The sequence below is a fragment of the Methylobacterium sp. 37f genome (assembly GCF_023093475.1).
In the GTDB taxonomy this organism is placed as follows: Bacteria; Pseudomonadota; Alphaproteobacteria; order Rhizobiales; family Beijerinckiaceae; genus Methylobacterium.
The window spans coordinates 43,518-61,268 of sequence record NZ_JAGHKN010000010.1 but is presented as its reverse complement, the minus strand read 5'-3'; the positions used below and the strand labels follow the sequence as shown (position 1 = coordinate 61,268).

Genomic DNA, 17,751 nt, shown 5'->3' with positions numbered 1-17,751 from the left:
GCTCGCACGCAACCGGATCGTGTCCTCAACGGGCGAGGGCGGCATTGGTTTCGGAGGCGAGCGCGGGGGGCTTGATCGGGGGGCCCACTTTGGTCGCCGAGGCCATCTTGGTCGGGGCCGCGGTCTGGTGCGTGACGCGCGGCGGCTGGCGGCGCATCGCCCCGAGCCGTCCGAGACGCCGGTCCTCCGGCATCATGGTGGCCCCGCCGATGTATCGCACCACGTGACAGTTTCGGCCGTGGCGCTTGGCTTCGTAGAGGGCGCCGTCCGCCTCGCGGAGAAGTTCGTCGGCCGACGTCGCCCGGCCCGATCCCGCGACCGCGATCCCGATGCTCACGGTGACGAGACCGTGGCCATCGCCGCGCCCGCCATGCGGGATGGCCAGCCCGGCAATGCCGGCCCGCAGCCGTCGCACCACGCGGTCGACCGCCCGGGCATCGCAGCCCCGCATGAGAATCGAGAATTCCTCGCCGCCGTAGCGCGCCACGCAATCGCGGCCGTTGCGCGTCTCGCCGGACAGGGATTCGGCGATCCGGCGCAGGCAGGCATCGCCCGCCGGATGGCCATAGGCGTCGTTGAAGCGCTTGAAGTGATCGACGTCGATCATCAGCAGGGCGATTCCGCGGGTTTCCCCGGCGGTGGCGGCCAGGGCGGAATCCAGGGCGCGGCGGTTGGCCAGGCCCGTCAGGGCGTCGGTTTCGGACAGGACGGTGAGCACCCGCCGGTCCTGCTCCAGGCCGGCCGAGCGCAGGATCTCGCGGAGCGAAACCAGGTAGGCCCGCCGCCGGACCCCTTCGATCTGGTGGTTGCCGTAGAGCACGAAGAAGCTACCGGTCAGGGTCTGGAAGGCGAGGCAGAGGGCGAGTTCGGACGAGAGGTCCGAGCGCAGCCCGATGCTGGCGAAGGACGCCGCCGCGCTGAGGCCGGTGAGGATGAGAGCGTGCGGGAATCGCAGCACCAGCATCATGGTGGCGAACACCATCATCAGCGGATACTCGATGTAGCAGACGGCGCTCACCGTCTCGCGCTCGAGGCTGAACAGCAGGATCGGCACCGCCGTCACCAGCAGCATCGTGGCGGTGACCATGCGCTCGCGTCGCGGACCCGACATCCGGGTCACCGACCAGGCCAGCAGCAGGCCGATCGGCGTGACCAGCAGCAGTCTCAGGCCCATCGCCAGGGGCAGCATGCCGGGCATCAGCAGCGCCGTCGTGAGATTGTATGCGTTGTGGAACACGAGGCCGATCAGGATCGTGCGGCGCAGATGCAGCGCCCGCTCCCGGCCGGTGTCGATCTCGAAGCGGGCCGAGACGGGCCGCGAGAACCGCAGCAGCGTGCGGCTCATCGTCAGGTCGCCGTCGGCGACGTCACCGCGCGCACGGACCTGCGAGCCCCGTACCGAAGTCGGAAACCGAAAACGCAACCAATGAAACACGAATGGTCGATCCTGAGAGGAGCGAGGCCGCCGTCCGGCGCCCTCCTTATGTGGCCTATCGAACGTTGCCGAGGGGCGGGTGGACGCAAAGTCCCCCTCGTCCCCTCGCCTCATGCCTAGCGAAATCTGAATGAAGTCTCTGAAACCCGGATCTTGGCGGATGATGCCGGCGCCCTCGTCCCGATCCGGCCAGTGCCCACCCGCGACCCGCGGTCTCGCCCCCGGGAGGCCGGGCAAGCCTTGCGCTCGGGCGGCGCCTGTGCTGTCGCATGGGTTCCCCGTGGATGGGACGGCCGCCGCCGGACGATCCGCGCTTCCCCGTTAGTCTCCCGCCCCAGCCGTTTCGGCCGGACGCGGTAAGGAGCCGGCCCCTTGGCGATCACCCGTGACGACGTCCTGAAGGTGCTCTCGACCGTGACCGTGGACGCGGCCGGGACCACCCTGCCGGCCTCCGGCCGCCTGTCGCAGGTGGTGGTGGATCCGACCAACCGGGTCATGTTCTCGATCCTGATCGACCCGAGCGAAGCCGAGCGGTTCGAGCCGATCCGGCGCCGGGCGGAGGGCGCGCTCCTGGCGACACCGGGCGTCTCCGGCGTGTTCGCGAGCCTGACCTCGGAGCGCGGCCCGAACCAATCGGCCCAGACGCCGCCGCCGCCTCAGCCCCCCGCCTCCGGTCGCGCAGCGGCGGCCCCGCCGCCTCGCACCGGCCCGGCCCTGCCGGGCGTCCGCCACATCGTCGCGGTCGCCTCCGGCAAGGGCGGCGTCGGCAAGTCCACCACGGCCTGCAACCTCGCCCTCGCGCTTGCCGCACAGGGCCTGAAGGTCGGTCTGCTCGATGCCGACATCTACGGACCCTCGGTGCCGAAGCTGTTCGGCCTGTCGGGCAAGCCCCGCGTCATCGAGGAGCGCCTGCTCGCCCCGATGGAGGGCTTCGGCATCAAGGTGATGTCGATCGGCTTCCTGATCGAACCCGAGACGGCGATGATCTGGCGCGGTCCGATGGTCCAATCCGCCATCACCCAGATGCTGCGCGAAGTCGCCTGGGGCGAACTCGACGTCCTGGTGGTCGATATGCCCCCCGGCACCGGCGATGCCCAGCTCACCATGGCGCAGGCGACGCCGCTTTCCGGCGCCGTCATCGTCTCGACGCCCCAGGATCTGGCCCTGATCGACGCCCGCCGGGGCGTCACCATGTTCCGTAAGGTCGCGGTGCCGATCCTTGGTGTCATCGAGAACATGGCGACCTTCATCTGCCCACATTGCGGCACTGCCTCGCACATCTTCGGGCATGGCGGCGCCCGCGCCGAGGCCGAGCGCCTGGAGGTGCCGTTCCTCGGCGAGGTGCCGCTGAACATGACCATCCGCGAGACCTCCGATGCCGGCCGCCCCGTGGTGGCGGTGGACCCGGACGGGCCGCACGCGCAGGTCTATCGCGGCATCGCCGCCAAGCTCTGGGCCAACCTGACCGGCGGCCCGGCCCCGCGCGCGGCCCCCCGCATCGTCATCGAGTAGGCCGATGCCGCCGGTGCTGGGCGTCGTCCTCGCCGGAGGGCTCTCGCGACGCATGGGCGGCGGCGACAAGCCGCTGCGCCAGCTCGGCGGCCGCACCCTCCTCGACCGCGTGGTGTCGCGCTTGGCGCCGCAATGCGGGGCCGGCCTGATCCTCAACGCCAATGGCGACCCGGCGCGGTTTCCGGGGTTTCCCGGCACGGTCGTGCCCGACGGCGTTCCGGACCACCCGGGTCCCCTGGCCGGCATTCTCGCCGGCCTCGATCACGCGGCGTCCCACCATCCGGTGGTGACCCATCTCGCCAGCGTTTCGGGCGATGCGCCGTTCCTGCCCCTCGACCTCGTCGCCCGACTCGCCGACGCGGCCGAACCGGTCGGCACCATCGCGATGGCGGCCTCGGGCGCGCGCGAACACTTCACGGTGGCGCTGTGGCCGGTGGCCCTGCGGGCGGACCTGCGCGAGGCCCTCGTGGTGCGGGGCGAGCGCCGGGTCGGCGCCTTCCTGAGGCGCCACGCGGCCGTCGCGGTATCGTGGCCGGTGGAACCCTACGATCCGTTCGCCAACATCAATGCGCCGGAGGACCTGGTCGCGGCGGAGGCGGTCCTGGCCGACATCGCCGGGCCGTGATCGCCCGGCCGGTCGGCGACGGGACCGTGTGCGGCGGGAATTGAGGACGGACCCCGTAAAACGAAAGACGTGCCCGCGCTCTCGCACGGACACGTCTTTCAAGATCGATCGTTCCCGAAGAAGCGTTCCCCAAGAACCGTTCTCGAAGAACCGTTCCCGAAGACCGGTCGATCCGGGTCGGATCAGGCGGCGCCGACGGTCGCCTTGACGATCTTGTCGGGGGTGCGCGGCGGCTCGCCCTTGTTCAGGGTGTCGACCACGTCCATGCCCTCAACCACCTTGCCCCAGACGGTGTACTGCTTGTCGAGGAAACGGGCATCGCCAAAGCAGATGAAGAACTGCGAGTTGGCCGAGTGCGGGAAGTTGGTGCGGGCCATCGAGCAGGTGCCGCGCACGTGCGGCTCGGCGTTGAACTCGGCATTGAGGTCGGGGAGGTCGGAGCCGCCCGAGCCGGTGCCGGTCGGGTCGCCGGTCTGGGCCATGAAGCCGTCGATGACGCGGTGGAACGGCACCCCGTCATAGAAGCCCTGTCCGGCGAGCGTCTTCAGGCGCTCGACGTGGCTGGGGGCGAGGTCGGGGCGGAGCCCGATCACGACGCGGCCCTTGGTGGTCTCCAGGATGATGGTCTCGGTCTCTGCCATGGGTCTAGACTCCTTGTCCCTTGGGTCCTTGGTAGATGAAGCGGAGCGCGATGGGGCGCCCCGCAATGGCCGCGCCGAGGGCGGGGGTGATCCGGGCCGGCGTGCAGCGCCGGATCGCCGCCAGAGTCGCATCGGTGAGGATGCGGTCGGCACGGGTATCCAAATCCTGCGTCGCGTAGGTGACGCGCGGCGCGCCGATGACGCTGCCGTCGCGCCGGAGCGCGAAGCGGGTCGTGATCTCGGCGCGCCCCAAACCCGTCAGCCCCGGCGGGATTTTCCAGCAGGCGGCGAGGACGGGATACAGGCTCCGGAGCGTATCGGCGGGCGACCGCGCGTCCGCCCGGCCCGGGACCGGCACCCGGACGGTGCCGCGCAGGGTTTCGGGAAGGCTCAGCGGGCCGGTCGACTGGGCGGCCTGCGCGACGGCCGAGACCGTGAGCGTGGCCGCTCCGATCAGGGCGCTCCGCAGGCCGCCCTGCCGCACCTTACTTGGCCCCCTGTGCCATCTGCATCTTCACGATCTTGTCGGGGTTCTGGACCGCGCCGCCGGGCGCGCCCGGGGCGGCCTTCTTGATCGCGTCGACGGCCTCCATCCCGGAGGAGACCAGCCCCACCACCGTGTACTGGCCGTTCAGGAACGGCGCGTCGCCGAGGCAGATGAAGAACTGGGAATTGGCCGAATTCGGGTCCGACGAGCGGGCCATTCCGACCGTGCCGCGACGGAACGAGGCCTGCGAGAACTCGGCCGGAATGTTGGGCAGACTCGAGCCGCCGGTGCCGTTGCCCTTCGGGTCGCCGGTCTGGGCCATGAAGCCGTCCATCACCCGGTGGAACTTGAGGCCGTTGTAGAAGCCCTGCTTGATCAGGGTCTTGAGCTGCGCCACGTGTTTCGGCGCCAGCTCGGGCCGCAGCTCGATGGTGACGCGGCCGTCCTTGGTGTCGAGGTAGACGGTGTTCTCGTCCGCCGCCCGCGCCGCCGGTGCGGTCGCCAGCAGGCCGGCCACGGCCAGAAGGGCGACCCGGCGGTTGAGTCCGAAAGTCTTTTTGCCAGAAGTCATGAGAATCAGCGGTCTCTCGTTGGACGTGACGGAGGGAATCAGTGGCGTTCAGGCCGTGCCGAAGCGCTGCGCGAGGCGCGTCGCCACCACCTGCGGCACGAACGGCGAAACATCGCCCCCCATGGCGGCGATCTGGCGGACCAGGGTGGCGGTGATGGGCCGGACGCCCGTAGACGCAGGCAGGAACACGGTCTGCACCTCCGGCGCCATGGCGCCGTTCATGCCCGCGAGCTGCATCTCGTAGTCGAGGTCGGTGCCGTCGCGCAGGCCGCGGATGAAGACGCTGGCGCCGACCCGTCGCGCCGCCGTCACCGCGAGGTCGTCGAAGGTCACGATCGTCAGCGCCGTGCCCTCGGCCTCGGCCAGGGGCTCGCAGGTGAGGCGCAGAAGCTCCGCCCGCTCCTCGGGCGAGAACATCGGCGCCTTGCCGGGATGCACACCGATGGCGATGACGAGGGTGTGCACGAGCCGGCACGCCTGACGGATGACGTCGAGGTGTCCGTTCGTGACCGGGTCGAACGAGCCGGCATAGAGGGCGGTGCGGATCATCGCGGCCCGGGGTAGAGCATTTCGTCTCGAAACGGAACCTCCGGCCCGGAGGGAACCCCTCAGTCGGGAAGGAAGCCCTCAGCCGCGAAGCAACCCCTCAGCCCGGAAACGACACGGGCGGGTCCTCCGCCGAAGGCCCGCCCGTGTCGTTCGTTCGTGGCCGTGCGCCGTGGCCTACGCGGCCTCGTCGCCGCCCTCGGTCTCGTCCTCGCCCTCGATGTGCTCCACCGACACGACCTTCTCGGTCTTCTCGGTGTTGAACACCGTCACGCCCTGCGAGGCGCGGCCGACGATGCGGATGTCGTCCACCGGCACCCGGATGAGCTGGCCGCCATCGGTGACCAGCATGATCTGGTCGGAGGGCTGGACCGGGAAGGAGGCCACGAGGTTGCCGTTGCGGGCATTGACCCGCATGGCCGTGATGCCTTTGCCGCCGCGGCCCGAGGTCCGGTACTCGTAGGACGACGTCCGCTTGCCGAATCCGCGCTCCGACAGCGTGAGCACGAACTGCTCGTTGGCGCCCATCTCGTTGTAGCGATCGAGCGAGATCGCGCTGGCCTCTGCGACGCCCTCCTCCGCCTCGGGGCTCGTCGTCTCCTCGCCCTCGACGCCGTCGCCGATCACAGCGCGCCGCATCTTCAGGTAGCCGGCGCGCTCCTCGGGGCTGGCGTCGAAGCTGTTGAGGATGGTCATCGAGATGACGCGGTCGTCCTTGGCCAGGTTGATGCCGCGCACGCCGGTGGAATCGCGGCCCTTGAAGACGCGGACATCTTCGACGGGGAAGCGGATGCACTGGCCCGCCTGCGTGGTGAGCAGCACGTTCTGGTCGGCGCGGCAGATCTCCACGTGGACGATGTGGTCGCCCTCATCGAGCTTCATGGCGATCTTGCCGGCGCGGTTCACCTGCACGAAGTCCGAGAGCTTGTTGCGCCGGACCCCGCCGCTGGCGGTGGCGAACATGACGTCCAGGGTCTCCCAGGAGGCCTCGTCCTCCGGCAGCGGCATGATGGTGGTGATGCGCTCGGTGCCAGCATCCATGGACAGGATGTTGACCAGCGCCTTGCCGCGCGCGTTCGGCGCCGCCATCGGCAGGCGCCAGACCTTCTCCTTGTAGACCTGGCCCTGGTTCGAGAAGAACAGGACCGGCGTGTGGGTGTTGGCCACGAACAGGCGGGTGACGAAATCCTCGTCGCGGGTCGCCATGCCGGAGCGGCCCTTGCCGCCGCGGCGCTGGGAGCGGTAGGTCGAGAGCGGCACGCGCTTGACGTAGCCCGCGTGGGATACGGTGACGACCATGTCCTCGCGTTGGATCAGGTCCTCGTCCTCGACGTTGGCGTCCCAGTCGAGGATCATGGTCCGGCGCGGGGTGGCGTAGGCCTCGCGGACCTCGGCGAACTCGTCCTTGACAATACCCATGATGCGCAGGCGCGAGCGCAGGATGTCGAGATAGTCGGCGATCTCGTCGGCGAGCTTCTTCAACTCGTCGCCGATCTCGTCGCGCCCGAGGGCGGTCAGGCGCTGCAGGCGCAGGTCGAGGATGGCGCGGGCCTGGACCTCGGACAGGCGATAGGTGCCGTCATCCGACACCCGGTGGCGCGGATCGTCCACGAGGGCGATCAGCGGCGCGATGTCGTGGGCCGGCCAGTCGCGCGCCATCAGCGCGTCGCGGGCGCTGTTGGGGTCGGGCGAGGTCCGGATCAGGCGGATCACCTCGTCGATGTTGGCGACCGCGATGGCGAGGCCGCACAACACGTGGGCGCGCTCGCGCGCCTTGTTGAGGAGGAACTTGGTCCGGCGGGACACCACCTCTTCGCGGAAATCGATGAAGGCCTGGAGCAGGTCCTTCAGGTTCATCAGCTCGGGGCGGCCGCCGTTCAGCGCCACCATGTTGCAGCCGAAGGACGATTGCAGCGGGGTGAAGCGGTAGAGCTGGTTGAGCACCACGTCCGCCATGGCGTCGCGCTTGATCTCGACCACGATGCGCATGCCGTCGCGGTCGGATTCGTCGCGCAGGTCGGAGATGCCCTCGATGCGCTTCTCCTTCACCAGCTCGGCGATCTTCTCCATCAGAGTCGCCTTGTTCACCTGATACGGGATCTCGGTGAAGATCAGCGCCTCGCGCTCCTTGCGCAGCTCCTCCACGTGGGACTTGGCCCGCATGATGACCGAGCCGCGCCCCGTGGCGTAGGCCTGGCGCGTGCCGGCCCGTCCCAGGATCGAAGCGCCGGTGGGGAAATCGGGGCCGGGCACGATCTCGGTGAGCTGCTCGATCGACAGGCCGGGTTCGTCGATGAGGGCGACGCAGGCGTCGATCAACTCGCCGAGATTGTGCGGCGGGATGTTGGTGGCCATGCCCACCGCGATGCCGCCGGCGCCGTTGACCAGCAGGTTGGGGAAGCGGGCCGGCAGGACGGTCGGCTCCTCGCGCGACTCGTCGTAGTTCGGCTGGAAGTCGACGGTGTTCTTGTCGATATCCGCCAGCAGCGCGTTGGCGGGCTTGGCGAGACGCGACTCGGTGTAGCGCATGGCCGCCGCCGGATCGCCGTCGACGGAGCCGAAATTGCCCTGCCCGTCGATGAGCATCAGGCGCATCGAGAAGTCCTGGGCCATGCGGACCAAGGCGTCGTAGATCGATTGGTCACCGTGCGGGTGGTAGAGACCGATCACGTCGCCGACGATGCGGGCCGACTTGACGTATTTGCGCTCGGGCAGGTGCCCGCTCTCGTAGGCCGCGTAGAGGATGCGCCGGTGCACCGGCTTCAGCCCGTCGCGCGCATCCGGCAGCGCCCGGCTCACGATCACGCTCATGGCGTAATCGAGGTAGGAGCGCTTCATCTCATCGGTGATGGAGACGGGCTTGATATCGGAGGCGGGCGGCGGCGTGCCGGCGCCCGGAAGTTCGTTGTCTGCCAAGGTCTTCGGTCTCTGCTGATACGAAGGCCCGGAGCGTCGGCAGCGCCGGTCAGGCGCGCCCGCTCACGGGATGTGTGTGCGCATCACCGGCGATCGGGCCGGGCCACGCATGGTCCTGCCCAAAGCCATAGCGCATTTCGATGGCGCAAGCCACCAAATCAGCCTTAACCCTCTGGCAACCAACGGTTTGCGCAGGCCTCGCCCAGGACGCTCTCGTGCGGGGGTGGCGAGCGACGGCCGTCCGCCGAACGCGAACGGGCGCGACACCCCCGGTGCCGCGCCCGTCAGCCGCCGCGAGGGCTCGGCCGATCCGTGAGGGACGATCTTCGGTACGGCGCGTGGCCTTGAAGACCTTGGCCCGGGAGTCTTCCGTTCTCGTGTGTCTGGTCGGGATCACCGGTTTCCCCTGATCCCTGACAAACTCTAGAACGGAATATCGTCGTCGAGGTCGAAGTTCGGCTTGGAGCCGCCGCTGCCCCCACCCGATGCGGGCCGGCGATCGCCGCCGCCACCGGACGAGCGGCCGCCGCCGGCACCGCCACCACCGCCGTAATCCCCGCCCCGGTCGCCGCCGCGTCCGCCACCGCCGCCGAAATCGCCGCCCCGGCTGATCTGGCCGCCGCCCTCTTCGTCCATGCCCATCTCGCCGCCGCCGCTGCGCCCGTCGAGGAGCGTCAGCTCACCCCGGAAGCGCTGCAACACCACCTCGGTGGTGTACTTCTCCGCGCCGGATTGGTCGGCCCATTTGCGGGTCTGGAGCTGGCCCTCGATATAGACCTTCGAGCCCTTGCGCAGGTACTGCTCCGCCACGCGGGCGAGGTTCTCGTTGTAGATCACCACCGAGTGCCACTCGGTCTTCTCCTTGCGCTCGCCCGACATCTTGTCCTTCCAGGACTCGGATGTGGCGATGCGCAGGTTCACCACCGGATCGCCGGAGGCGAGGCGCCGCGTCTCGGGATCGCGCCCGAGATTGCCCACCAGGATCACCTTATTCACGCTGCCGGCCATGCCGCTCTCTCCTACCGATCGATCTCACGATGCGCCGCAGCTCCGGGACCCGTCCTCCCGGCGGCCGCGATGTCGCCTTTCATGAGCTTCCGAACGGCTCCGGGCAATCGCGGCCAGCGAACTGTCCCCGTGACTCTCACGGGATTCGCGCAGGTTCACGTTCTATATTTGTTCTCATCTTTTGGCAAGGCGCATCGCGGGGATGCGCCTTGCCCTCGGCCTCACCCGAGGCGCACGAGGAGCTTGCCGAAGTTGCGCCCCTTCAGCAGGCCCGCGAAGGCGTCGGGGGCGTTCTCCAGGCCGTCGACGATGTCCTCACGGTGGACGATCAGCCCGTCGCGGAGCCAGCTGCCGACCTCGGCGAGGAAGTCCCGCTCCTGGGCGGCGAAATCCCAGACGATGAAGCCCTGGACGTGCAGGCGCTTCGACAGGATCGCCCGCATTAGCAGCGGGATCCGGTCCGGCCCGGGCGGCAGTTCGGTGGCGCTGTAGCCGGAGACGAGACCGCAGACCGGGATACGCGCGAAGGTGTTGAGGAGCGGCAGGACCGCATCGAACACCGCCCCGCCGACATTCTCGAAATAGACGTCGATGCCGTCCGGGCAGGCGGCCGCCAGGGCGTCGGGGAAATCCTCGGCCCGGTGATCGAGGGCGACGTCGAAACCGAGGGTCTCGCGCAGATAGGCGCATTTCTCGGGGCCGCCCGCGATGCCCACCGCCCGCGCGCCCTTGCGCTTGGCGATCTGCCCGACGAGGGAGCCGACCGGTCCAGCGGCGGCGGCCACCACCACGGTCTCGCCGGCCTTGGGCTGTCCGATGTTGAGGAGGCCCGTATAGGCGGTCATGCCGGGCATCCCGAGGACCCCGAGGGCGGTGGTCACGGGGGCCGCTTCGGGATCGAGCTTGCGCAGGCCCTCACCCGCCGCGGTATAGAAATCCTGCCAGCCGCCGAACCCCACCACCCATTCGCCGACGCGGTAATCGGGATGGTTCGAGGCCGCGACCTCAGCCACGGTGGCCCCCACCATGGTGTCGCCGATCGCGACGGGCTCGGCATAGGATTTCGCCGCGCTCATGCGGCCGCGCATGTAGGGATCGAGGGAGAGATAGCGGTTGGCGAGCAGCACCTCGCCGGCCTGCGGGGTCGGCATCCGTGCCTCTTCCAGGCGGAAGTGCGACGCGTTCGGTTCGCCGTGCGGGCGGGCGGCGAGGACGATGCGGCGATTGAGGGTGGTCGCAGGAACGGCGGTCATGGCGTCTCCGGGGATTCTCATGCCTGCGCGATGGCGGGCGAATCGACGAACGGGTGAGTGGGCCAGAAGGTGGGCACGGCCGGCCCGGCATGCAGTCAACAACGCGGATGGCAGACATGGCGGAAGAGCCGGCAACGCGGAAAAACGGGCAACGCGGAAAATGGGCAACGCGAAAGAACAGAAAACGTCGATGAATGCGCAACGCGGTTCCATGAACGAGAACGGGGGCCGGATTGCGAAAATGGATGCAGCGGGGCGAAGACGACGCGTCGAATCGACCGCACGAACCGGGCGCCGGGTTCCGCGCGGGGCGGTTGCGCGTTGTCCGATTGGAACGCTCAGGCGGGAGGACGCGGATGCGGCTGGGGTTGATGATCGGTGCGACGCTGCTGGGGATCGGCGCGGCGGAGGCCGCAGAGGATGCGCTGGCCCGGTATCGCTGGGTCTCGCGGGTTCTGGTGCTCTCGGCGCCCGACGCCGCCGATCCGAACCTCGCCGCGCAGCGCGCCATTCTGGCGAAGGCCGCGCCGGGTGTGAGGGAGCGGGACCTGGTAACCCTGGAGGCCATCGGCGACACCCCGGAGGCCCATCGGCTGCGCGGCGCACTCGGTTTGCCGGGCGGTACGTTCCGGGTCGTCCTGGTCGGTAAGGACGGCGGGGCGAAACGGACCGACTCATCTCCGCTGGCGGCCGGTGCGCTGTTCGACACCATCGACGCGATGCCCATGCGCCGCGACGAGCGGCGTCGCTGAGGTGATGCGCCGCGACGAGCGGCGTTGCTGAGGTCAAGCGCCGCGACGAGCGGCGTCGTTAAGATGGAGCGCCGCGACGAGCGGCGTCGCTGATCGGCCGGAAATCCGTCGCCCAACGAAAAAGGGCCGCACGCGGCGGCCCTTTCCGTATCGCCGGAACGGCTCAGTAGCAGCGCTCGACCAGCACCCGGCGATAGCCGTAAGGCGTCCAGCGCACGCGCGGGACTGTGTAGCAGCCGCCGCCGTAACCGTAATCGTAGGCCCCGTAGCCGACGGGGGCGTAGCCGTAGCCGTAGCCCGGGCCGTAGCCACCGTAGAGACCGCCGGCGGCGAGACCAAGGCCGACGCCGAGACCCAGGCCGCCGAGACCGTAGCCGAAACCGCGTCCATAGCCACGGCCGTAATAGCCGCCGCGATAACCCCCGAAGCCGCCGCGGTAGCCGCCGAATCCGGCATGGCGGTATCCCCCGAAGCCGCCGCGATAGCCCCCGAAGCCGCCGCGATAGCCGCCGCCGCCAAAGCCGCCCCGGAACCCACCGCCGCCGAATCCGCCGCCGTGGAAACCACCACCATGGAAGCCGCGGGCCTCGACCGTGGCCGGGATCATCGCGAGGGCGCCGATCATGGCCGCAGAGGCCAGAACCACTCGTTTCATCGCAGGATACTCCGAGAGAATCGAAAACAGTCCCCTTATGACTGAGAACGCCGTGGCACCGGAAACGGTTCAGGTGCGTTGCATCTCTCCCGCTTTCGTGAAACCCACCCCGCCCGTCGCCCGCGTGCGGGCGCACTTGACCCATTGCCCGCGTGCGGGCGCTCTTGAAATCAGCGTCGGTTTCGGGCGAGGAAGCGGGCCACCGCCGCGATCCCTCGGCGCGCGGTCGTCGGACATGCGGGATGATGATGGTTCAGGGTGTCGCGCGGGCTCGCCTTGGGACGAGCCGTTCTCCGGGTCAGGTCCGGACCCTGATCCGCGCCGCCTGCCTCGGCCTCGCGCTGACCGGCACGGCATTCGCCGCTCCGGCCTCCCCTCCCAAAGCGGCGTCGGTCCCTGCACCGGTCCCTGCCCCGGTGTCCTCCGCGGTGTCGGCACCTTGCCGCGCCGTCCTGGCGGAGGGCGAGACCTATACGGTGTGCACGGTCGACCTGCGGCGTGAGCGGGTGCGCCTGTTCTGGCTCGGGGCGGACGGCCTGCCCTATTCCTCGCTCTCGACTCTGGCGGAGAAGCAGGGCGCGTCCCTCCGCTTCGCCATGAATGCCGGCATGTACGACAAGGGTCAGGCCCCGGTCGGGCTCTACATCGAGGACGGGCGCGAGCTGAAGGGCGTCTCCACCGCCAACGGGCCGGGCAATTTCCATCTCAAACCGAATGGCATCTTCTGGGTGAAGGGCGACCGGGCCGGGGTGATGGAGACGGGCCGCTACCTGCGCAGCCCGCCCAAGCCCGATTTCGCCACGCAATCCGGCCCGATGCTGGTGGTGGACGGGCACATCCATCCCAAGATCTCCGCCGACGGCCCGAGCCAGAAGATCCGCAACGGCGTCGGGGTGCGCGACGACGGGCGCACCGCCGTGTTCGCGATCTCGGAGCGTCCGGTGAGCTTCGGCGCCTTCGCGCGCCTGTTCAAGGACGGCCTGGGCTGCCGCAACGCGCTGTTTCTCGACGGCAGCGTGTCGAGCCTCTACGCCCCGTCGATGAAGCGCCAGGACATTAGCCGCCCCCTCGGCCCGATGGTCGGGGCGGTGGCGCGCTGACCTCCGGCCTCAGGCATCGTCCTCGCGGCTGAAGACCTCGCCCTCCTCCGCCAGCCGCGCATCAGCCTCATCGCTGCGAAGGACTTGGTCGTCACGAAGAATCTGGAGGGCGCGGTACTGATGCAGCAGGCCGCGCAGGCGGATGTTGGCCTCGGTGCAGTCGGCCGGCTCCTGGCTGTCCGCCGCACAGCCCGCGATGGTCTCGTCGGTCTGCCGCTCGATGACCGCCCGATCGGCGGCGCTCGCGGCGTCGAGGTCGCCGAAGCCCAGCTCCAGCGCGATCAGTTCGGCGATCTCATGCCGCTTGTCCTCGATCTCGGACATGTCCCCTCCCGGGTTGCTCTCCGTCCTAGAGAACGGTCAGGGCGGTCAGGTCGATCCAGGCCTCCTGCTCGTCCCCATCGACGTCGCCGTCCACGAACCAGCGGCACAGGGCCCGGTCGCCGTCCAGGGCCACCACCGTCATGGTGGCCTCGTTGTCGTCGGATGCGACGTAGTCGCCGACCTTGATCGCCACGGCTCGGGTCTCCACGGAACGCCTCCTCGCCTCTGTGATGGATGAGTGTCAGGCCCGCCTGGCCCGTTTGCCGAAGGCGACCGAGAGGCGCGCGCGCACGCCCTCGGGGATCTCGGTGCGCGATTCGATCCGCACGCAGGGCATCTCGGCCCCGATGATGCTGCGCGGGTCGAAGTCGAAGCGCATGTGGCGCAGGCCGAGTTCGAGGCCGGTGACGCCGTCCGACTGGGTCAGGTCCTCGCCGAAGACCTCGATCAGCGGCCCGTCCGGATCGCCCTTCTCGATCTGGATGATGAAGTAGCCCGCCGGCTCCTCCTCGTCGTCGGCCCCCGAGATCAGGGTGATGCCATTCTCGATGTCGAGGCGGACCCGCTCCACCGCGAAGGTCGTGACGTCGTCGTCGTCCATGCCGTGTGTCTCTCGCGAAACGCCCGCCGCGGCGGGGTGACTGAAGGGAAGCGGCCGAGGGCCGGGAGGTTTCGGCGGGCTCGCTCAGCGCTGTCCGTGCCGGGTATCGGTGAAGAGGTCCTTGAACTGACGCGGCTGCGAACGCCAGTACTGCCGGGGCGCCCGCACCTGCGCGCCGAGCTCGGCCGCCGCGTGCCAGGGCCAGCGCGGGTTGTAGAGCAGGGCGCGCGCCAGCGAGACCGCGTCGGCTTTGCCCTCCTTGAGGATCGATTCGGCGTGGGCCGCCTCGGTGATGAGCCCGACCGCGATGGTGGTCAGGCCGGTCTCGGCCTTGATCCGCTCGGCGAAGGGCACCTGGTATCCCGCCGAGAGCGGGATCTGCTGGCGGGTGGAGAGGCCGCCGGTGGAGACGTGGATCGCCGCCGCGCCCCGGCGCTTCAGGGCGTGGGCGAATTCCACCGTCTCCTCCAGGGTCCAGCCGTCCTCGACCCAGTCGGTGGCCGAGACCCGCATCCAGACCGGCTTGCCGGCCGGCACGACCTCGCGCACCGCCTCGAAGCATTCCAGGGGAAACCGCATCCGGTTGGTCAGCGAGCCGCCATACTGGTCGGTGCGCTGGTTCGAGAGCGGCGACAGGAACTGGTGCAGGAGGTATCCGTGGGCGCCGTGCAGCTCGAACCCGTCGACGCCGAGGCGCAGGGCGCGCCGCGCGGTCTCGACGAAGCCGTCGCGGATGCGCTTCAGCCCCTCCGAATCGAGGGCGTGGGGCACGACCTCGCCGTCCCCGTGCGCCAGGGCCGAGGGGCCTTCCGTGCGCCAGCCGTCCGGAGCCTCCGGGTCGATCTGGGCGCCGCCGTCCCAGGGGGCGCGACTGGAAGCCTTGCGGCCCGCATGGTTGATCTGGATGGCGATCGGCACCGGCGCATAGCCCCGGACCGCATCGAGGACGCGGCCGAGCGCCCGCTCGGTCTCGTCGGAATAGAGCCCGAGGTCGGTGGGCGAGATGCGGGCCTCCGGCGAGATCGCGGTCGCCTCCAGGGTGAGGAGGCCGGCGCCCGACATCGCCATCTGGCCGAGATGCATCAGGTGCCAATCGCCGGCCTCGCCCGCATGGGCCGAGTACTGGCACATCGGCGCGACGATGATGCGGTTGTCGAGGGTGAGGTCGTCGAGGCGCAGGGGCTCGAACAGGCGGGCATTCATGCGGGGCTCCGGCTTGGATGCATGCTGGCTGGGCCACGGGCCTGGCTGCATGCGCGGCGGCGTCCCCGCATAGGTGGCGCGCCGGCGCGCGCTTGGCTACCCGCCCGATCGGTTCCCCTGCCCCGATCCGCCTCCTCCGATCCCCCGGCCCTTCAGGCTGGCGCCGATCTCGTCGAGCACGCCGGCATCGTCGATGGTCGGCGGCGTCGTCCAGGGCTCGCCGTCGGCGATGCGCTTCATGGTTCCGCGCAGGATCTTGCCCGAGCGCGTCTTCGGCAGCCGCTGCACGGTGAGCGCCAGCTTGAAGGCCGCGACAGGGCCGATCTGGTCGCGGACCAGGGCCACCAGTTCGGCCTCGATCGCCGCCGTCGACCGGTCCACGCCCGATTTCAGCACGACGAAGCCGCAGGGCTGCTCGCCCTTCAGGGCGTCGCGGATGCCGATCACGGCGCATTCGGCGACGTCCGGGTGGCTCGCCAGCACCGCCTCCATGCCGCCGGTGGAGAGCCGGTGCCCGGCGACGTTGATGATGTCGTCGGTGCGCCCCAGCACGGTGACGTAGCCGTCGGAATCGACGATGCCGGCATCCGAGGTGTCGTACCAGCCCGGGAAGGTGGCGAGGTAGCTCGACCGGAAGCGCGCCTCCGAACCCCAGAGGGTCGGCAGGCAGCCCGGCGGCAGGGGCAGCTTCAGCGCGATGGTACCCATGGTGCCGGCGGGCACCGGCTTGCCGGCCTCGTCGAGGACCTTGAGGTCGTAGCCGGGCATCGGCACGCAGGCGCTGCCGTGCTTGACCGGCAAGGCTTCGAGGCCGACCGGATTGCCCGCGATGGCCCAGCCGGTCTCGGTCTGCCACCAATGGTCGATGACCGGTCGGCCGAGGGTGCGTTCGGCCCAGGCCACCGAATCGGGGTCGGCCCGCTCGCCGGCGAGGAACAGGGTGCGGAAGGCCGAGAGGTCGTAGGCGCTGACCCGCTCGGCCCGCGGGTCCTCCTTCTTGATCGCCCGGAGCGCCGTCGGCGCGGTGAACAGGCAGGCGGCGCCGTAATCCGAGACCACCCGCCACAGGGCGCCGGCATCGGGCGTGCCGACCGGCTTGCCCTCGTACAGCACCGTCGTGCAGCCCTGCAGCAGGGGCGCGTAGACGATGTAGGAATGGCCCACCACCCAGCCGATGTCGGAGGCGCAGAAGTAGGTCTCGCCCGGCGCCACGGCGTAGAGGTTGGGCATCGACCAGGCCAGCGCCACGCAGTAGCCGCCGGTGTCCCGCACCACGCCCTTCGGCTTCCCCGTCGTGCCCGAGGTGTAGAGGATGTAGAGCGGGTCGGTGGCCGCCACGCTCACGCATGCGGCCTCCCGGCCCGCGGCGGCGGCCCGCGCCACCGTCTCGGCCCAGTCGTGGTCGCGCCCCGGCACCAGATCGGCCGGGCCCTGCGGGCGCTGGAGGATGAGGCAGGCGGCCGGTAGGTGGGTCGAGGCCGCCAGCGCCGCGTCGAGCAGCGGCTTGTAGGCGACGACGCGGCTCGGCTCGATGCCGCAGGAGGCGGCCAGCACCACCTTCGGGGCGGCGTCCTCGATGCGGATCGCCAGCTCGTTGGCGGCGAACCCGCCGAAAACCACGGAATGGACGGCTCCGAGCCGGGCGCAGGCAAGCATCCCGAACAGGGCCTCGGGCACCATCGGCATGTAGATCACCACGCGATCGCCCCGCCCGACCCCGAGATCGCGCAGCACGCCGGCCAGCACCGCCACCGAATCGCGCAGCTCCGCGTAGGTGATTCGGCGCTTCGTGCCGGTGACGGGCGAATCGTACAGGATCGCCGCCTGGTCGCCGCGCCCGGCGGCGACGTGGCGATCGACGGCGTTGTGGCAGGCGTTCAGGGTCGCGTCGGGAAACCAGCGGCCATAGGCGCCGAGCGTCGGATCGAAGGCGCGGGTCGGTGGGCTGGCCCAGTCGATCGCCCGTGCCGCGTCGAGCCAGAAGGCCTCCGGATCGGCCAGCGAGGCCGCGTGGGTCTCGGCATAGCGGCCGGGCCGCGGGTTCGGGGCGTGAGGCGTGGCGTCCATGGCGTATCCTGCGGGCGACCGGTCGTGCGCGCCGGTTTGCCCGGCACTCTACCGG

The 17,751-nt window shown here is 70.0% G+C and carries 18 protein-coding genes; 4 read left to right on the top strand and 14 right to left on the bottom strand.

The features are described 5' to 3' along the window. Positions 1-25: 25 nt before the first annotated feature. Positions 26-1,345: a GGDEF domain-containing protein gene (locus J7U37_RS09085; RefSeq protein ID WP_247635505.1), complete on the bottom strand. Its 1,320-nt coding sequence runs from the start codon at positions 1,343-1,345 to the stop codon at positions 26-28. Positions 1,346-1,807: 462 nt separating this feature from the next. On the opposite strand from J7U37_RS09085, the gene J7U37_RS09080 reads away from it, so the two are divergent. Continuing rightward, entirely contained in the window at positions 1,808-2,947 is a 1,140-nt protein-coding gene (locus J7U37_RS09080; RefSeq protein WP_056482217.1) for an Mrp/NBP35 family ATP-binding protein, read from the top strand. A 4-nt stretch (positions 2,948-2,951) separates the two neighbouring features. Further along, a complete protein-coding gene (gene mobA / locus J7U37_RS09075) occupies positions 2,952-3,572 on the top strand; it encodes a molybdenum cofactor guanylyltransferase MobA (protein WP_247635504.1) in 621 nt (206 codons plus the stop codon). 182 nt (positions 3,573-3,754) lie between these two features. Here mobA and J7U37_RS09070 read toward each other — a convergent pair whose 3' ends face one another. The 7 genes from J7U37_RS09070 to J7U37_RS09040 form a co-directional block, all read right to left on the bottom strand. Then, entirely contained in the window at positions 3,755-4,213 is a 459-nt protein-coding gene (locus J7U37_RS09070; protein WP_056184106.1) for a peptidylprolyl isomerase, read from the bottom strand. Between the two features lie 4 nt (positions 4,214-4,217). After that, positions 4,218-4,607 carry a hypothetical protein gene (locus tag J7U37_RS09065; protein ID WP_056184351.1) on the bottom strand — a complete coding sequence of 130 codons (390 nt, stop codon included), beginning with the start codon at positions 4,605-4,607 and terminating at the stop codon, positions 4,218-4,220. A 91-nt stretch (positions 4,608-4,698) separates the two neighbouring features. Beyond that, a complete protein-coding gene (locus tag J7U37_RS09060; RefSeq protein ID WP_056184108.1) occupies positions 4,699-5,271 on the bottom strand; it encodes a peptidylprolyl isomerase in 573 nt (190 codons plus the stop codon). A gap of 48 nt (positions 5,272-5,319) precedes the next feature. Further along, positions 5,320-5,820: a pantetheine-phosphate adenylyltransferase gene (gene coaD, locus J7U37_RS09055; RefSeq protein WP_056482212.1), complete on the bottom strand. Its 501-nt coding sequence runs from the start codon at positions 5,818-5,820 to the stop codon at positions 5,320-5,322. Between the two features lie 174 nt (positions 5,821-5,994). Next, positions 5,995-8,733: a DNA gyrase subunit A gene (gyrA, locus tag J7U37_RS09050; RefSeq protein ID WP_247635503.1), complete on the bottom strand. Its 2,739-nt coding sequence runs from the start codon at positions 8,731-8,733 to the stop codon at positions 5,995-5,997. A 423-nt stretch (positions 8,734-9,156) separates the two neighbouring features. Continuing rightward, positions 9,157-9,741, bottom strand: coding sequence for a single-stranded DNA-binding protein (ssb, locus tag J7U37_RS09045; RefSeq protein ID WP_056184115.1), 585 nt, complete (start codon positions 9,739-9,741; stop codon positions 9,157-9,159). 221 nt (positions 9,742-9,962) lie between these two features. Continuing rightward, positions 9,963-10,994 (bottom strand): NADP-dependent oxidoreductase, encoded by a 1,032-nt coding sequence (locus J7U37_RS09040; protein WP_056482209.1) that lies wholly within the window; start codon positions 10,992-10,994, stop codon positions 9,963-9,965. A gap of 356 nt (positions 10,995-11,350) precedes the next feature. On the opposite strand from J7U37_RS09040, the gene J7U37_RS09035 reads away from it, so the two are divergent. Then, positions 11,351-11,746, top strand: a complete 396-nt coding sequence (locus tag J7U37_RS09035) for a DUF4174 domain-containing protein (RefSeq protein ID WP_056482206.1) — start codon at positions 11,351-11,353, stop codon at positions 11,744-11,746. A gap of 163 nt (positions 11,747-11,909) precedes the next feature. On the opposite strand, the gene J7U37_RS09030 is transcribed toward J7U37_RS09035, so the two are convergent. Next, positions 11,910-12,401 carry a hypothetical protein gene (locus J7U37_RS09030; protein ID WP_247635502.1) on the bottom strand — a complete coding sequence of 164 codons (492 nt, stop codon included), beginning with the start codon at positions 12,399-12,401 and terminating at the stop codon, positions 11,910-11,912. Positions 12,402-12,643: 242 nt separating this feature from the next. Between J7U37_RS09030 and J7U37_RS09025 the strand changes: the two genes are divergently transcribed. Next, positions 12,644-13,501: a phosphodiester glycosidase family protein gene (locus tag J7U37_RS09025; protein ID WP_244476875.1), complete on the top strand. Its 858-nt coding sequence runs from the start codon at positions 12,644-12,646 to the stop codon at positions 13,499-13,501. 9 nt (positions 13,502-13,510) lie between these two features. Here the strand turns inward: J7U37_RS09025 and J7U37_RS09020 are convergent, their stop codons facing one another. The 5 genes from J7U37_RS09020 to J7U37_RS09000 form a co-directional block, all read right to left on the bottom strand. Continuing rightward, positions 13,511-13,825, bottom strand: coding sequence for a hypothetical protein (locus J7U37_RS09020; RefSeq protein WP_247635501.1), 315 nt, complete (start codon positions 13,823-13,825; stop codon positions 13,511-13,513). Between the two features lie 25 nt (positions 13,826-13,850). Next, a complete protein-coding gene (locus J7U37_RS09015) occupies positions 13,851-14,033 on the bottom strand; it encodes a hypothetical protein (protein WP_056184125.1) in 183 nt (60 codons plus the stop codon). A 33-nt stretch (positions 14,034-14,066) separates the two neighbouring features. Beyond that, positions 14,067-14,426 carry a hypothetical protein gene (locus J7U37_RS09010; RefSeq protein ID WP_247635500.1) on the bottom strand — a complete coding sequence of 120 codons (360 nt, stop codon included), beginning with the start codon at positions 14,424-14,426 and terminating at the stop codon, positions 14,067-14,069. Between the two features lie 84 nt (positions 14,427-14,510). After that, entirely contained in the window at positions 14,511-15,629 is a 1,119-nt protein-coding gene (locus J7U37_RS09005; RefSeq protein ID WP_247635499.1) for an NADH:flavin oxidoreductase/NADH oxidase, read from the bottom strand. A 96-nt stretch (positions 15,630-15,725) separates the two neighbouring features. Next, on the bottom strand, positions 15,726-17,696 hold the full coding sequence (locus J7U37_RS09000) for a propionyl-CoA synthetase (protein WP_247635498.1): 1,971 nt from the start codon (positions 17,694-17,696) through the stop codon (positions 15,726-15,728). Positions 17,697-17,751: the final 55 nt, after the last annotated feature.

Coding starts and splice junctions, on each gene's coding strand:
- J7U37_RS09040 (WP_056482209.1), bottom strand. CDS start 10,994: ATGACCGCCGTTCCTGCGACCACCCTCAATCGCCGCATCGTCCTCGCC.
- coaD (WP_056482212.1), bottom strand. CDS start 5,820: ATGATCCGCACCGCCCTCTATGCCGGCTCGTTCGACCCGGTCACGAAC.
- J7U37_RS09060 (WP_056184108.1), bottom strand. CDS start 5,271: ATGACTTCTGGCAAAAAGACTTTCGGACTCAACCGCCGGGTCGCCCTT.
- J7U37_RS09035 (WP_056482206.1), top strand. CDS start 11,351: ATGCGGCTGGGGTTGATGATCGGTGCGACGCTGCTGGGGATCGGCGCG.
- J7U37_RS09000 (WP_247635498.1), bottom strand. CDS start 17,696: ATGGACGCCACGCCTCACGCCCCGAACCCGCGGCCCGGCCGCTATGCC.
- J7U37_RS09010 (WP_247635500.1), bottom strand. CDS start 14,426: ATGGACGACGACGACGTCACGACCTTCGCGGTGGAGCGGGTCCGCCTC.
- mobA (WP_247635504.1), top strand. CDS start 2,952: ATGCCGCCGGTGCTGGGCGTCGTCCTCGCCGGAGGGCTCTCGCGACGC.
- J7U37_RS09025 (WP_244476875.1), top strand. CDS start 12,644: ATGATGATGGTTCAGGGTGTCGCGCGGGCTCGCCTTGGGACGAGCCGT.
- J7U37_RS09030 (WP_247635502.1), bottom strand. CDS start 12,401: ATGAAACGAGTGGTTCTGGCCTCTGCGGCCATGATCGGCGCCCTCGCG.
- J7U37_RS09070 (WP_056184106.1), bottom strand. CDS start 4,213: ATGGCAGAGACCGAGACCATCATCCTGGAGACCACCAAGGGCCGCGTC.
- J7U37_RS09085 (WP_247635505.1), bottom strand. CDS start 1,345: ATGAGCCGCACGCTGCTGCGGTTCTCGCGGCCCGTCTCGGCCCGCTTC.
- J7U37_RS09005 (WP_247635499.1), bottom strand. CDS start 15,629: ATGAATGCCCGCCTGTTCGAGCCCCTGCGCCTCGACGACCTCACCCTC.
- J7U37_RS09020 (WP_247635501.1), bottom strand. CDS start 13,825: ATGTCCGAGATCGAGGACAAGCGGCATGAGATCGCCGAACTGATCGCG.
- ssb (WP_056184115.1), bottom strand. CDS start 9,741: ATGGCCGGCAGCGTGAATAAGGTGATCCTGGTGGGCAATCTCGGGCGC.